The organism is Undibacterium sp. GrIS 1.2, assembly GCF_040544435.1.
Lineage (GTDB): Bacteria > Pseudomonadota > Gammaproteobacteria > Burkholderiales > Burkholderiaceae_D > Undibacterium.
In genome coordinates this window covers 77,429-91,652 of record NZ_JBEONP010000002.1, presented here as the reverse complement: position 1 = coordinate 91,652, position 14,224 = coordinate 77,429, and the positions used below count along the sequence as shown (strand labels likewise).

The 14,224-nt window shown below is 46.2% G+C and carries 15 protein-coding genes; 4 read left to right on the top strand and 11 right to left on the bottom strand.

From position 1 onward, the window contains the following. Window positions 1–21 precede the first annotated feature (21 nt). From AAKU61_RS01410 to AAKU61_RS01400, 3 genes are read right to left on the bottom strand one after another with little or no spacing between them, the layout of a single operon-like run. Window positions 22–1,113: a COX15/CtaA family protein gene (locus AAKU61_RS01410; protein ID WP_354328983.1), complete on the bottom strand. Its 1,092-nt coding sequence runs from the start codon at window positions 1,111–1,113 to the stop codon at window positions 22–24. An 8-nt stretch (window positions 1,114–1,121) separates the two neighbouring features. Continuing rightward, the gene (locus tag AAKU61_RS01405) at window positions 1,122–1,712 is read right to left on the bottom strand and encodes an SCO family protein (RefSeq protein WP_503012565.1); all 591 of its coding nucleotides are present in this window, start codon (window positions 1,710–1,712) and stop codon (window positions 1,122–1,124) included. Continuing rightward, window positions 1,696–2,409, bottom strand: coding sequence for an SURF1 family protein (locus AAKU61_RS01400; protein ID WP_354328981.1), 714 nt, complete (start codon window positions 2,407–2,409; stop codon window positions 1,696–1,698). Before AAKU61_RS01400 ends, AAKU61_RS01405 begins: the two co-directional genes overlap by 17 nt. A gap of 62 nt (window positions 2,410–2,471) precedes the next feature. On the opposite strand from AAKU61_RS01400, the gene AAKU61_RS01395 reads away from it, so the two are divergent. After that, window positions 2,472–2,672 carry a twin transmembrane helix small protein gene (locus AAKU61_RS01395; RefSeq protein WP_322120997.1) on the top strand — a complete coding sequence of 67 codons (201 nt, stop codon included), beginning with the start codon at window positions 2,472–2,474 and terminating at the stop codon, window positions 2,670–2,672. 85 nt (window positions 2,673–2,757) lie between these two features. On the opposite strand, the gene AAKU61_RS01390 is transcribed toward AAKU61_RS01395, so the two are convergent. The 7 genes from AAKU61_RS01390 to AAKU61_RS01360 all read right to left on the bottom strand — a co-directional run bounded on the left by AAKU61_RS01390 (window position 2,758) and on the right by AAKU61_RS01360 (window position 8,634). Continuing rightward, the gene (locus AAKU61_RS01390) at window positions 2,758–3,618 is read right to left on the bottom strand and encodes a cytochrome c oxidase subunit 3 (RefSeq protein ID WP_322120996.1); all 861 of its coding nucleotides are present in this window, start codon (window positions 3,616–3,618) and stop codon (window positions 2,758–2,760) included. A gap of 40 nt (window positions 3,619–3,658) precedes the next feature. Beyond that, entirely contained in the window at window positions 3,659–3,874 is a 216-nt protein-coding gene (locus tag AAKU61_RS01385; RefSeq protein WP_354328979.1) for a DUF2970 domain-containing protein, read from the bottom strand. A gap of 2 nt (window positions 3,875–3,876) precedes the next feature. After that, a complete protein-coding gene (locus AAKU61_RS01380; protein ID WP_354328977.1) occupies window positions 3,877–4,467 on the bottom strand; it encodes a cytochrome c oxidase assembly protein in 591 nt (196 codons plus the stop codon). Between the two features lie 9 nt (window positions 4,468–4,476). Next, window positions 4,477–4,584 carry a cytochrome oxidase small assembly protein gene (locus AAKU61_RS01375; RefSeq protein WP_322121675.1) on the bottom strand — a complete coding sequence of 36 codons (108 nt, stop codon included), beginning with the start codon at window positions 4,582–4,584 and terminating at the stop codon, window positions 4,477–4,479. 37 nt (window positions 4,585–4,621) lie between these two features. After that, window positions 4,622–6,220 carry a cytochrome c oxidase subunit I gene (gene ctaD / locus AAKU61_RS01370; protein WP_354328975.1) on the bottom strand — a complete coding sequence of 533 codons (1,599 nt, stop codon included), beginning with the start codon at window positions 6,218–6,220 and terminating at the stop codon, window positions 4,622–4,624. 26 nt (window positions 6,221–6,246) lie between these two features. Then, on the bottom strand, window positions 6,247–7,422 hold the full coding sequence (coxB, locus tag AAKU61_RS01365; protein ID WP_354328973.1) for a cytochrome c oxidase subunit II: 1,176 nt from the start codon (window positions 7,420–7,422) through the stop codon (window positions 6,247–6,249). Window positions 7,423–7,725: 303 nt separating this feature from the next. Beyond that, window positions 7,726–8,634 (bottom strand): methyltransferase domain-containing protein, encoded by a 909-nt coding sequence (locus AAKU61_RS01360; protein WP_354328971.1) that lies wholly within the window; start codon window positions 8,632–8,634, stop codon window positions 7,726–7,728. A 64-nt stretch (window positions 8,635–8,698) separates the two neighbouring features. Here AAKU61_RS01360 and AAKU61_RS01355 point away from each other — a divergent pair, with 64 nt between their 5' ends. From AAKU61_RS01355 to AAKU61_RS01345, 3 genes are all read left to right on the top strand, one after another. Beyond that, on the top strand, window positions 8,699–9,559 hold the full coding sequence (locus AAKU61_RS01355; protein WP_354328969.1) for a ComFC family protein: 861 nt from the start codon (window positions 8,699–8,701) through the stop codon (window positions 9,557–9,559). A gap of 61 nt (window positions 9,560–9,620) precedes the next feature. Continuing rightward, entirely contained in the window at window positions 9,621–10,091 is a 471-nt protein-coding gene (gene trmL, locus AAKU61_RS01350) for a tRNA (uridine(34)/cytosine(34)/5-carboxymethylaminomethyluridine(34)-2'-O)-methyltransferase TrmL (protein WP_322120989.1), read from the top strand. 540 nt (window positions 10,092–10,631) lie between these two features. Further along, on the top strand, window positions 10,632–13,448 hold the full coding sequence (locus AAKU61_RS01345) for an EAL domain-containing protein (protein ID WP_354328967.1): 2,817 nt from the start codon (window positions 10,632–10,634) through the stop codon (window positions 13,446–13,448). 139 nt (window positions 13,449–13,587) lie between these two features. Here AAKU61_RS01345 and rfaE2 read toward each other — a convergent pair whose 3' ends face one another. Further along, a complete protein-coding gene (rfaE2, locus tag AAKU61_RS01340) occupies window positions 13,588–14,067 on the bottom strand; it encodes a D-glycero-beta-D-manno-heptose 1-phosphate adenylyltransferase (RefSeq protein WP_322120987.1) in 480 nt (159 codons plus the stop codon). Window positions 14,068–14,224 lie beyond the last annotated feature (157 nt).

Below are 14,224 nucleotides of genomic sequence, written 5' to 3'. Positions count from 1 at the left end.
CCGATTTCAGGCATATATTACTTAGACGTTTTTCAAATGCCTGGCGCGGTAGTTTAACATGGTCAGCAATAGCAACAGCAGCGCAGCGCCACCGTTATGCAAAACCGCAATAAAAAGCGGCCAGGAAAAATAGACTGTAGATACACCACTCAAAAATTGTATGGCGATCACCAGCAATATCTTTTTCCCCAAGGACGACAAGCCCTTAGTTTTACTGGCTTTATATCCAACCCAAGCAACGACCGCAATCACCAGCAGAGCAAAATTCCTATGCACCCAATGTACAGCAACCAGTGCCTGAAACGGTAAATAATCACCTGCCATGGTTTGGCCTAATTTGCGCCACAGAGAGAATCCGTGGTTAAAATCCATGTCAGGTATTAGCTGTCCATTACACAAAGGGTAATCTTGACAGGCTAGTGCAGCGTAGTTAGTACTAACCCACCCTCCCAAAGCAATTTGCATCACAACGAAAATCAATGCAACAGTTGCTAGCAATATGATTGGGCTCATACTTGCATTAATCACACTGGCATTGCTATCACTCGATACAGCTTGCAAGGCATGGCTTTGTTGTGCATTCAAGTATGCCAGCATAGCGAGCAAGCCCATTGCCAACAACAAATGTGTGGTCACGATAATGGGCTGCAATTTAAGTGTCACCGTCCAGGCGCCAAACGCACCTTGCACGCAAACCATCAAGAATAAAACCGTAGGCAAGAAGACCGAGTTTTTTGTACTTTTACGATGCCACCAGGCGATAATCATCTGAGCCAGAATCAATACACCCACACTCATCGCAAGGTAGCGATGGATCATCTCGATCCAGGCTTTAGTGACCGTTACAGGACCATGCGGCATTGCCGTTTGGGCAGCCTGAATTGCACTATGCGACTGAAATGGATTAGCCTCGCCATAACAACCCGGCCAATCAGGACAACCCAAGCCAGAATCAGTGAGTCTGGTAAACGCCCCAAACATAATCAGATCAAAAGTCAAAAATAAAGTAACAGCGATTAACTTGCGATATTTATTTTGATCGGCTGACACCCAAACCAGACTTAATGGCAAAACCGCTATGAGTAAGCCAGTGATGAGTAATTGTATCCACATAATCTGATCTAACCGATGGCAGAAGCGCGCAATAATTTACTGATGTCTTTTTTTATCTTATTGGGATCAGCATCTTTAGGAAAGCGCATCATCAGATTACCCAGAGGATCAATCATATAAATGTGATCGCTAATTTGTGTATTCGTATCGACAGGCAGCCATTTTTTTAACTTGTCTGCAGATACTTTCAGCATGTGCATTCCATCATATTCGCGGATCAACACCGTATCAATCGGTTGATCATCCGTAATCAACCAAACTCTTTCCATCCTATCCATTTCTTTGCCTTGCGCCAGGCGTAGCTGACGCATGTCGTACATCTTTTTTTGGCATGCAGTAGCACAAGAGCCACTATCAATTTGCAGCATTAACCACTTACCTTTGTAAGCACTCAATTCCTTGAATTCACCGCCCAGCAAGACGCTATCCAACTTTGGAATAGGATAAAGACGAGGATCGAGAATTGCGCCGTAATTAGTCCGACCTTCTGGTTTAATCACAAAATAAAACAAATACGACAGTAGCATTGGTGCAGCACAAACAGCTAAGACCAAAAAAAGTTTCCAGCGACCTGCATGTTGATTATTTATTTTTTCCACGACGATATCCTGTTACTACAAAAAAAATTACTGCCATTAAGGACAGTGCGTACCATTGAAATTCATATGCTCTATGCTTATCCGAACCAGACGATGGTAAAGGCCAATCACGTTGCAAACCGTCATCTGATAATGAAGTTTGTTCTACGACGAACTCTTGTACTTTCCATCCAGTTTTTTTAGCTAAATCTCCAGGGTTCAGGTTTTGAATAATAGCACCCGGCTTCAAATCGCCCATCTGTCCTAGCTGCATGACATGTCCAAAATTTTCCAGCAAAACTCCCTCAATGGTGATCGGCTGGTTTGGGGTGATTAATGGCCTCATACGGGTACGTTCATTTACATCACGAGGTTGCCATCCTCTCCCTACAAGAACATATTTGTCTGTGCCCTGTATTTTAAATGGCATCACTACATAGAATCCTGCGACACCGTGTAGAGGACGATTATCCAAATAAACTGGCCACTCCGCTTCAAACTGACCCGTTAAGCTGACACGTCTATAGCTTGATTCTGGAAGCCTCGCTTCAGATGCACCAAGCACCAAGGGAGGCATCTGCCCACGTTGTTCTAGGACCTGTGCTATCGATTCTTTTTCCAACGCTCTTCTGCTTTGCCATTGCCCCAAGCTCACTCCAAGTATGACCAGAGCGATTGTGATAACCAAGGGAATAAAGCGAAATCTAAACTTGTTCATCTTTCAAATAGCGCATTAAAATTAGGCATTACAATGAGGGTTTATTTAATTGGCAGGACAACATGAAAATTCTCGTCGCAATTGCTTTTTTCCTGATTATCTTTAGCATGGGTTCGGCATTGGTTTTTCTGATGAAAGATAAAGGAAAAAGTAACCGTACGGTAAAAGCATTAGCATTTAGGGTAGGATTTTCGATTAGCTTGTTTTTGTTGATATTACTCGCTAATCATTTTGGATTGATACAACCTACAGGCATTCGCTAGCGATATAGATTGAGACTCACTAACAGATGAGACGTTCAACAAAAAGCCGCACATTGTGCGGCTTTTTGTTAATGTTAAATAAGGACTATAACCAGTACACTACAACATACAAGCCGAGCCACACTACGTCGACAAAATGCCAGTACCATGCAGCACCCTCAAAAGCGAAATGCTGCTCAGGCGTGAAATGACCTTTCAACACGCGGTACAAAACTACCGATAACATAATCGCACCCATCGTTACATGGAAGCCATGAAATCCGGTTAGTAAGAAGAAAGTCGAGCCGTAGATACCTGAAGTGAGTTTCAAATTCAGATCATGGTAAGCCTCGATATATTCGTAAGCTTGGCAACCCATAAAAACTGCACCCAACAAAATCGTAGCAAACAACCAGATTGCAGTTTGCGTTCTGTGTCCTGCACGCAAAGCATGGTGCGAGAGAGTCAGTGTTACACCAGACGTGAGAAGAAGTGCTGTATTAATAGTTGGAATAGGAAACGGCGTCATTGTTTTAAACGCTTCAATAGTTCCTGCCGGACCTGTGTTACCCCAGTGTGCTGCAAAATCTGGCCATAAGACTTTATGATCTAGATCTGCTAACCAAGGCATAGAGATGCTACGGGCATAGAACAGTGCACCAAAGAATGCGCCGAAAAACATCACCTCGGAAAAAATAAACCAGCTCATGCTCCAACGGAAGGAAACATCGATACGAGCGCTGTATTTCCCGCCTTCCGACTCAGCAATTGCATCACCAAACCAATTGTACAAAACAACCAACGTAAGAAAAATACCTGCAAAATTTAAATACGCCCCCCATGTCACACCATTAACCCATGCCGAAGCGCCTAACATGGTCAACAATAAAGACGTGCCGCCAAGAACTGGCCATTTGGACGGACCCGGCACAAAGTAATATGGTGCGTTAGCGTGTTGAGAACTCATTTCCATCTCCCGATACAATTTTTAGACTTAATTTGTTACTTTATTTTGCTACGACACTTTTAACTATTAACACCAGTATCGTTATGAAGATAATCGCTCCAAGTATGCCAGCGAGTATTACGTGAACAGGATTTAATTGGGCTGCATCCTGCTCATAATCAGACTTTTTGCGTATTCCTAAAAACGACCAGCATACTGCTCTCATGGTTGCAAGAAATGAAGCTTTACGCTTACTTGCCAGTTTTAATTCATCCATACTCAACCATTACTTGCAGTCGCGACGGCAGCCGTTTTTGGTTTGCCGCCCACCTCAAAAAATGTGTACGACAAAGTTATTGTCTTCACTTCTTTAGGCAATTCCGGATCGATATAAAACACTACAGGCATTTGTCTTGCTTCGTTTGCCTCTAATGTTTGCTGCTTAAAACAAAAGCATTCCATTTTTTTAAAGTAGGCAGCCGCTTGTTGTGGCGCATAACTAGGAATTGCCTGTGCGTCCATCTTGTATGACTGCTTATTTACTACTTCATACAGAACTTGCGTCATTTCACCCGGATGCACTTTCATGCTAGACACGGTAGGACGAAAACGCCACGGCCCCTGGGTATTTGCATCAAACTCAACAATCACTTCACGAGAACGATCTATCTGCGAATTAGAAATTTCCTTTATGGAAATATCTTTCGGAGTGAGGATATTTACGCCAGTCAATTCACAAATTTGCTTGTAAATGGGTACTAATGCATAACCAAAACCAAACATCAATGCCGCGATCACCAATAACTTACCCAGCATATTGGCGTTCAGTTGCTTGCGACCAAACTTGTCTGGCTTTATCTCATCCGACATTAGCTAGCCTTAGCGGAAAAACGATTGTTTAACGATAACACCAACAAAAAATACTAAGGCAACCGTGAACAGGATCAACCCTGTTCTCGTGTTATTGGCCTTCTTGTTATTACTCATTATTTTAAAGAGCGCGATGAACACGCTCTACTCCAATTTATTTTACGGTTGGTGGTTCTTCAAACGTATGGAAAGGAGCTGGACTTGGAACTGTCCATTCCAGACCTTCTGCGCCATCCCAAGGTTTTGCTAACGCTGGCTTACCACCTTTGATGGAAGGGATAACGACTGCAAACAAGAAATACACTTGCATCAAACCAAACCCAAATGCACCAATCGTAGCGACTTGGTTAAAGTCGGTAAATTGAGCGGGATAGTCTGCGTAACGGCGTGGCATACCTGCCAGACCTAAGAAATGCATAGGGAAGAAGGTGACGTTAAACCAAATCAGCGAACCCCAGAAATGGATCTTGCCACGTAATTCGTTATACATAAAACCGGTCCATTTTGGACTCCAGTAGTAGTAACCAGCAAATAAGGCAAACAGAGAACCCGCAACTAATACGTAGTGGAAATGAGCGACCACATAATAGGTGTCCTGTAACTGGATATCAATTGGCGTTACCGCCAGAATCAGACCCGTAAAACCACCCATCGTGAACACAAAAATAAATCCGATTGCGAACAACATTGGCGTCTCAAACGTCATCGAGCCTCTCCACATCGTCGCAATCCAGTTAAATACTTTGACACCGGTAGGAACAGAGATCAGCATCGTTGCATACATGAAGAACAGCTGCGCAGTCACTGGCATACCTGTTGTAAACATGTGATGCGCCCAAACGATGAAAGACAAAATCGCGATTGACGACGTTGCATAGACCATGGAAGCATAACCAAACAAAGGCTTACGGGCAAATGCGGGAACAATTTGCGAGACGATACCAAACGCAGGGAGAATCATGATGTATACCTCTGGATGTCCGAAGAACCAGAAAATATGTTGATACATCACAGGATCACCGCCACCAGCAGCATTAAAGAAAGAGGTACCAAAATGACGATCAGTCAATGTCATCGTAATCGCACCAGCCAAGACAGGCATTACAGCGATCAGCAAATAAGCTGTAATCAACCAGGTCCAGCAAAACATCGGCATCTTCATCAAAGTCATGCCAGGAGCGCGCATGTTGAGTATCGTCGTGATGATATTAATCGAACCCATGATGGATGAAGCGCCCATGATGTGGATGGCGAAAATCGCCATATCCATACCAGGTCCCATTTGCGTGGACAGCGGTGCATATAATGTCCAGCCGGCAGCAGTTGCACCACCTGGAACCCAGAACGAGCCTAGCAATAACAATGCAGCAGGAGGCATCAACCAGAATGAGAAATTGTTCATGCGGGCAAACGCCATATCAGACGCGCCGATTTGCAGCGGAATCATCCAGTTAGCGAAGCCAACGAAAGCCGGCATAATCGCACCGAACACCATGATCAGACCATGCATGGTCGTCAACTGGTTAAAAAATTCCGGCTGGACTAACTGCAGACCAGGCTGAAATAATTCGCTACGGATAATCAGTGCTAAGACACCGCCAGACAACAACATCGTGAATGCGAACCATAGATACAAATTACCGATATCTTTATGATTGGTCGCAAATAAGTAACGACGCCAGCCATGTGGATGGTCGTGAGCGTGGTCATCATGTGCGTGGTCGTGAGCGTGCGCGACTGTAGTAGAGCTCATCAGTTTCTCCTGTTCTTACTATGCTATTACTTACGAGCAGCGAGCACTTCTGCTGGCTGAACGATATTTTCGGCGGCTTTATTCGACCAGCTATTACGTGTGTAAGTAATTACAGCAGCAATTTCTGTATCTGACAAAACTGATTTCCATGCAGGCATTTTGTTATTTTTACCGTTGAGCAAAATATCAATTTGTCCGGCGCGCGGGCCATTCACGACTGCAGAACCATCCAAGGCAGGAAATGCGCCTGGTACGCCTTTACCATTAGCCTGGTGACAAGCTACGCAATTCGCGGCATAAATCTTTTCCCCACGCGCTTTAGACTCATCCACTGTCCAGACTTTACTTGGGTCGTCTGCTTTTGCAGCCATTTCTTTTTTCTTACCATCGACCCAGACTTTATAGTCTGCATCAGAGACGACTTTGACGACGATAGGCATAAATGCGTGTTCTTTACCGCACAGTTCCACGCACTGACCGCGGTAAGTACCGATCTTTTCTGCTTTAAACCACGTATCACGAACATAACCAGGAATCGCATCTTGTTTTACGCCAAATGCAGGGATAGTCCAAGAATGAATGACGTCATTCGCAGTAGTAATCAGGCGAACTTTTTTATTGACCGGCACGACCACTTCGTTATCAACTTCTAACAAGTAGTTGTCACCACGTGCTTCAGAGGGAGCGACGCCAGGAGAACCGACCTGGGATCTTGGTGTTGCCAGCGTGGACAAGAAAGAAATCCCTTCGCCGTCACCTTTGAGGTAGTCGTAACCCCACTTCCATTGCATGCCGGTTGCTTTGATCGTGATATCTGCGTTGGACGTATCTTTCATCGCTACTACTGTTCTGGTCGCTGGCAAGGCCATAGCGATCACAATAATAAATGGGACGATAGTCCAGAGAATTTCGACGGTGGTACTTTCATGGAAAGTCGCCGCTTTATGACCTGCTGATTTACGATGTTTAAAAATCGAATAAAACATCACACCAAAGACAGCCACAAAAATAACCAGGCAAATCACGAGCATCAAATTATGCAGTGAATAAATTTGTGATGCTATCTGCGTCACTGGTGTCTGCAAGTTCAACTGCATCACTGCAGGACCGCCCTGACTATCCACCACTGCCCATGATGGCATACCTGCCGCCAGGAGCGAGGCACCAAGCATTAACGACGGTAATCGCTTCGCGTATTTCATGATTTCCCCAAAAAACCCATTAGAATGCTTTTAACAGAAGTGCCTAATTTGCAACACGCGCTTACTGAATCCTTATTGAACTCTTACTACATCTTTAAGTTATATCTTAGTGTTCTAACTCAATAATGATCGTCAATGCATGATGGCAACTTCCACAACTGCGAGAGTATAAGGCGTAAAGCCGCGGTATATCAAGCGGAATGCGGTTCAAATCGCCAATATTAAGCGCAAATTGAGCCTAGATTACGACACTTAAAATTTGCTATTTTCGGCAAATTTATAAAATATTTTCGCTATACCAAATTACTTTTTAGGAAAATCCAAGCGAATGATGGATTCCCCCGATACTAATTTTTTGGGTATTGGCCGGAAAGCATGCCCATATACCACCTCAAATGTCAGCGGAATTCTGCCATCGGCACCGCGCATCTGTAGCAATGCGTCGCACAGACGACGAAAATCATGTTTGCCCAGCAAGCCCTGGCGCCGTGTAAGAAGAGGATTGCCGCCCAAGGCACGCACATCGGCAAAGAGCTTTTCGACGTCGCTGTAAGTCAAGGTGATTTTTTCCATATCCATTACCGGTGTAGAAAAACCAGCATTCACCAGCATATCGCCAAAGTCATGCATGTCTACAAATGGCAAGGTATGCGGCAATCCGTCAATTTTTGCAAAAACCTGACGCAATTCGATCAGAGTATCTGGCCCGAAACAAGAAAACATCAATAAACCTTCAGTTCGCAACACCCGTCGCCATTCAGCAAAGACCAAATCGGGTTGCGGATGCCAATGCAGAGCGAGATTCGACCAGACCAGATCGACAGTATTCGCCGCTACCGGCAAACGGGCAAAATCGGCGCAGAGCAAGTCCGACCGGGAACTTGAGCGCAAACCCGCTGGCAACCACTTCCCTAATACTCGACTAACCGCAGTCTGCGCCTTAGCTTGCTTCTCAGCCGCAGCCTTTAACATCGGCAGCGATGCGTCCACCCCCAATAAATGCGCTTGCGGAAACAAACTCTGCATATGAATCAGATCGATTGCCTCACCACAACCGGCATCCAGAAGACGTTCTGGCTGTATTTTTACCAGCTCTAATTTTTCCCGCATACGGCTAGCGATTTCGCGACGCAAAAAATCTGATCCCGCCAGTTTTTGGGGATCTGCAAACAAACGACGAACACGACTTAAATCAATAGGGGCGCTGAGCATGGCAATCAGTGTGAGGGGGTGCGATAATGCGCAGAGTTTACACGCTTGTCATTCAATTCGCCGCATGCCATCTATGCATTTCGCCAAAATAGCGACCGCCATCAGCACACAGCTCGCAAAAACTGTCCAGTTTTTGCCGTCCTCGTGCGCGTTATGCGGCCTGCATCTGTCAAACAAGTCTGCAAGAAAATCTGAATTGATCTGTACCGATTGTTATGAGGATTTTTTCACTGCAAGCGTATCGCGTTGCAGCCAGTGCGCGCTGCCACTGCTAACTCAGCTACCAACACAACTCACTACGCCGCTGCCGACATCATCAGATCAAATAGAGCAAAGCACGCAGACGGCTGCAATCGAAAAAACACCGCTAGGTGGAGTGCGCTGCGGCGAATGTATCGCAAACCCACCCAGCTTTGATCACACTGTCGTCGCCTGCAATTACGTAGCACCCGTAGATCAATTAGCCCTGGCGCTCAAATTTGCACACCAGCTCATGTTAGCGCCGCTATTGTCCGACTTGCTACGCGACGCGATTGTGCAAGATGCTAAAGGCGATTTACCTGATCTGCTGGCAGCGGTGCCGCTAGGCCAGCAAAGATTGATTGAGCGTGGCTTTAATCAGGCAGTTGAGATTGGCAAACCTTTATCTCGTCAGCTTGGCATTCCATTTTTACCCGACTTGCTGGAACGCACCCGCAACACTGCCCGACAAAGTAGCCTGCACCCTGATGAGAGACAAAAAAACGTCCGTAACGCCTTCATCCCGAACGAGCTATTGATTGAACAAATTTACGGTAAGCATATCGGCATCGTCGATGACGTCATGACCACCGGCACCACGTTGCATGAAATCGCCACTGTGTTAAAACGTTTTGGCGCACGTAGAATCAGCAATTATGTTTTTGCCCGAACCCTGCCCCACTAATACATTAACAAAACCAACATATTTATAGCGGCGCAAAAAGCGCTGCTGAAAGGAAATCACCTTGTTCCACGTCGTCTTGGTCGAACCCGAAATCCCGCCGAATACCGGCAATATTATCCGGCTGTGCGCCAATACCGGTGTGCAGCTACACTTGATTGAACCTCTCGGCTTTCCGCTAGATGACAGCAAGATGAAGCGGGCTGGTCTGGATTATCACGACTACGCCACGATGAAAGTACATAAAAACTACGCCGCGTTTTTAGAACAAGAGCAACCCGATCTGACGCGTATGTTTGCGATGACGACGCATGGTTCATCCACCTTTGCCTCCGTACAGTTTCAGCCAGGCGATTATTTTGTATTTGGCGCAGAGACACGCGGATTAGCGCCCGAGTTACGCGCGTCCTTCCCGTCCGAACAAAGAATACGGCTACCGATGCGCCCCGACAACCGTAGTCTCAATCTGTCCAACACAGTCGCCATCGTGGTGTATGAGGCGTGGCGTCAAAACGGCTTTGCAGGCGGCGCATGATCATCCAGAGAAATCTAAGAATACGAAAAAACCATATACTCCCCACCATTTTTCAATAAACTGCCTGATTGTCCAGACTTTATATGGACAATAAATAATACTATGCAGGAGTATATAGTTATTGCCGGTAGAGATCAGTCTGAGGAATAGGCGCTAAATTGCAAACAACGCGCTTTGCTTGATGCGATATATAACCTCATAGAAAGTGGTTTTCTTTTTTCAGCGGATATTAAAACGAGCAATGACGGAACGCATTAGTCAGTTTGGACCAGATGAAATAAGCTGCAACAAATTGGGTAGTTTTGAATAAACATCGCCCAAGCCGAAGCAAGATTCAAGCTGAGGCGGGCATCCCAACTATCTCTGCTAGTTTTGGCAAACTGCAACAACAGATCGTTTGAGTTGAAAAAGTATGTCTATTTACCAAGCGACGCGTTAATATTTATGCGGCAAGATCAGGCCGTGACCCTTCAGCGTACTGAAGCATGATGGCTAAACACCAATGAGCACGACCGGACAGCAACCAATAAGGCGCCACAATTGAAAAATGTCGGTACATGGACTTGGAATGAAGAAGCGGAAGAATTTGTCTGGTCACCGCAGATGTGCGCGATCATGGGTCGCGATCCCAGCAAAGCACGGCTCTCCAAGGCTGAGGCTAAAAGTTTCTATCCCAGCGATATCTGGCAGCAATTGCAAGAAGCCTTGCGCAACACCGTGCGCCACGGCACGCCGTTTGAAATCGAATACCAACTGACCAACGCCAAAGGCGAGGTTCAGTGGTTACAACAGCGCGGCATTCTGAATACAGACAAACAACTTAGCAACGCCGCTGCGATCAAACATGCAGGTACGGTACGCGGCATTGTGGAAGACATCAGCACTACCAAGCAAATCAATCAACGCTTTCAAAATTCCAATCATGATCTGATGAATCTGATTGACGCCCTGCCTGTCTGTATTTCGTATATCGACAAAGAGTATCGCTACCAGTTCGCCAACAAAACTTATGAGCGATGGTTTGGCTACGATAAAACCGATGTGATTGGTCTGAAAGTGTCTGTCGTAGTCGGTGAACAGGCATTTGAAAAATCACTCCCTCATCTTAGTCGCGCACTCAGTGGTGAATTTGTCTCGTTTGAAACGTATATGAAATACGTTACGGGCAATGACCGCTGGGTGACAATAGAACTCTACCCAGACATGGATATTGACGGCGTACGCGGTGTGTACGCTTTTGTACAGGATATTTCTCAGCAAAAGAAAAGCGAAGAACAGTACAAGCAAAATGAAGAGCTATGGAAAATGGCGCTGGAAGTTTCAGGCGACGGTGTCTGGGACTGGTACCCGCAAACCGGGGTAGAAATACTCTCGCCAAGACTGAAAGAAATCTACGGCTACGGCGGCACCGACATTAATGACTTATCGGAAGAGCTAGACAAGCGCACTCACCCCGAAGATCTGGCACAAATGTACGCCGACCGTCAGGCGCATTTTGATGGCCTCACGCCGATTTATTTGAACGAACATCGGGTGCAATGCAAGGACGGTACCTGGAAGTGGATATTGACCCGCGGCACCGTCATACAACGTAATGCCCAAGGTTTGCCAGTACGGGTGATCGGCACCCATACCGATATCTCAGAACGTAAAAATGCAGAAACCGCCTTGCAGGAAAGTGCCGAACGTCTGCGCATGGCGCTGTTGGCAAATCATCAGGGCTTGTATGATCTAAATGTACAAACCGGCGCCACTATCGTCAATGAAGAATATGCCAATATGCTTGGCTATACCGTTGCAGAAATGAATGAAACCAGCAACGCCTGGTTCGCTCGTCTGCATCCCGATGACGTAGATAAAGCAAGTACTATTTACCAGGATTATCTGGCCGGAAAAATCTCCGAATATCGCGTAGAAATTCGTCAAAAAACTCGCTCTGGCGAGTGGCGCTGGCTCCAATCCATAGGCACCATCGTAGAACGTGATCAAGAGGGAAAGCCACTGCGCATGGTCGGTACGCATCTGGACATTACCGAACGTAAAAATGCCGAGGCCATGATCTGGCAGCAAGCTAATATCGACACGCTCACCGGGCTACCCAACCGCCGCATGTTTTATGACCGGCTTGAGCAAGATATCAAGAAAAGTAAGCGTAATGGTCGCTCACTAGCCGTGCTATTTATTGATCTTGATCACTTCAAAGAAGTAAACGATACGCTAGGCCATTCTGTCGGCGATATCCTGCTGGTAGAAGCTGCCAAACGGCTGCTCACTTGCGTCAGAGAATCCGACACAGTCGCCCGATTAGGTGGCGATGAATTTACTGTTTCGCTTCCAGATCAACATAACCCGGAAGACGTAGAGCAGATCGCACAAAGCATTATCAAAAAAATGTCTAGCTCATTTCAACTGGCGAACGAAGAAGTATTCTTATCTGCCAGTATTGGCATTACCTTGTATCCAGATGACGCCGTCAGCCTGGACGACTTATTGAAGAACGCCGATCAGGCGATGTATGCTGCAAAGAATGCCGGTCGCAATCGTTTTAATTACTTCACACCCAGTCTGCAAGTTGCGGCATTGGCGCGATTACGGTTGGGCAGCGATTTACGCATCGCCATCGCAGAGCAACAACTCTCCGTGTATTTCCAACCGATTATTGACTTAAGCACCGGCATCATCCAAAAAGCGGAAGCCTTAATACGCTGGCAGCACCCGCAACGAGGCTTTATCAGCCCGCTGGAATTCATCGCCATTGCTGAGACCAGTGACTTGATTTTTGATATTGGCGAGACTGTTTTTAAAGCCTCGGTACGTTGGCTGCAACGCTGGAGAAACCTATATCCGGCGCAGAAGAATTTTCAAATCAGCATTAATCAATCACCGGTAGAATTCCAACGCGACGGTTCTCGTTATGCGAACTGGATCAATCATTTGCATGAGGCAGAGTTGCCCGGTCAGGCAATTACCATCGAAATTACTGAAGGCTTGCTATTGGACGCCAGCACCCTCGTCAGCGATAAATTATTACAGTTCCGCGATGCAGGGATGCAAGTTGCGTTGGATGATTTTGGGACCGGGTATTCTTCGCTATCGTATCTAAAAAAATTCGACATCGACTACCTCAAAATTGATCAGTCTTTTGTCCGTAATATGACCCCAGGATCAAGCGACAGCGCTCTGGCAGAAGCCATTATTGTCATGGCGCACAAGCTAGGATTAAAAGTGATTGCAGAAGGCGTAGAAACTGAAGAGCAACGTGACTTATTAAAGCAAGCCGGGTGTGATTTTGCGCAAGGCTATTTGTTTTCCAGACCAATACCGCCGGAGGATTTTGAGCGGCTACTGGCGGGCTGAAGTCAAAACCCAGATTGTCCATTAGACCGCTACCACTTCGCAGAAACGCAGATGGCATGCGCCATGCAGAGCAATAACGCCACCGCGATTTAAGTGCGAGCGCTGCAACACAACTCAAATCGTCTTGCGCAGGTTCTATTTATTTTTGTGAGCGCACTCGCGCTAATAATTGGCTGGTAGAACGATCATGTTCAAATTCAATTGCAGCAACCTGACCACCATAGGCTAATACTGCCTGGCCTTCGGGGATGGCACTCATATCGTAATCGCCGCCTTTAACGTAAATGTCGGGGTGCGCCAGTTGCACCGCCTGCAAGGCAGTGTCGTCATCAAAATCTACGACCAGGCTGACCGCCTCCAACGCGGCTAATACCGCCATTCTGTCCTGAGATTGATTGACCGGTCTGTCATCGCCCTTGCCTAAGCGTCTGACCGATGCATCTGTGTTGACCGCCACCACCAAAGAACCACCTAACATGCGTGCTTGCGCCAGATAAGTGACGTGACCACGATGCAAAATATCAAACACACCATTGGTCATCACGACCGGTTTTGGCAAGGCGGCGACACGTTGTTGCAGATCAGCGAAGCTGGTGATTTTGTTTTCGAAATAGTCCATTTATTTTGCTATCGATTCAATCCATCGGCCAATGTCATTACGCAGAATGCTGAAAAAAACGGATACCGGATAAGACTCCTGGTGCCAGATCATTTTCACGATTCCTGTGAACATCTATCAACATACTCCCATCATGTATATTTTAATCGTCCAGATA

What these genes read in the sequence shown, in the direction of transcription:
- AAKU61_RS01400 (WP_354328981.1), bottom strand. Translation starts at nt 2,409, where the DNA reads ATGAACAAGTTTAGATTTCGCTTTATTCCCTTGGTTATCACAATCGCT.
- ctaD (WP_354328975.1), bottom strand. Translation starts at nt 6,220, where the DNA reads ATGAGCTCTACTACAGTCGCGCACGCTCACGACCACGCACATGATGAC.
- AAKU61_RS01395 (WP_322120997.1), top strand. Translation starts at nt 2,472, where the DNA reads ATGAAAATTCTCGTCGCAATTGCTTTTTTCCTGATTATCTTTAGCATG.
- rfaE2 (WP_322120987.1), bottom strand. Translation starts at nt 14,067, where the DNA reads ATGGACTATTTCGAAAACAAAATCACCAGCTTCGCTGATCTGCAACAA.
- AAKU61_RS01380 (WP_354328977.1), bottom strand. Translation starts at nt 4,467, where the DNA reads ATGTCGGATGAGATAAAGCCAGACAAGTTTGGTCGCAAGCAACTGAAC.
- AAKU61_RS01355 (WP_354328969.1), top strand. Translation starts at nt 8,699, where the DNA reads ATGCCATCTATGCATTTCGCCAAAATAGCGACCGCCATCAGCACACAG.
- AAKU61_RS01385 (WP_354328979.1), bottom strand. Translation starts at nt 3,874, where the DNA reads ATGGATGAATTAAAACTGGCAAGTAAGCGTAAAGCTTCATTTCTTGCA.
- AAKU61_RS01375 (WP_322121675.1), bottom strand. Translation starts at nt 4,584, where the DNA reads ATGAGTAATAACAAGAAGGCCAATAACACGAGAACAGGGTTGATCCTG.
- AAKU61_RS01360 (WP_354328971.1), bottom strand. Translation starts at nt 8,634, where the DNA reads ATGCTCAGCGCCCCTATTGATTTAAGTCGTGTTCGTCGTTTGTTTGCA.
- AAKU61_RS01390 (WP_322120996.1), bottom strand. Translation starts at nt 3,618, where the DNA reads ATGAGTTCTCAACACGCTAACGCACCATATTACTTTGTGCCGGGTCCG.
- coxB (WP_354328973.1), bottom strand. Translation starts at nt 7,422, where the DNA reads ATGAAATACGCGAAGCGATTACCGTCGTTAATGCTTGGTGCCTCGCTC.
- AAKU61_RS01410 (WP_354328983.1), bottom strand. Translation starts at nt 1,113, where the DNA reads ATGTGGATACAATTACTCATCACTGGCTTACTCATAGCGGTTTTGCCA.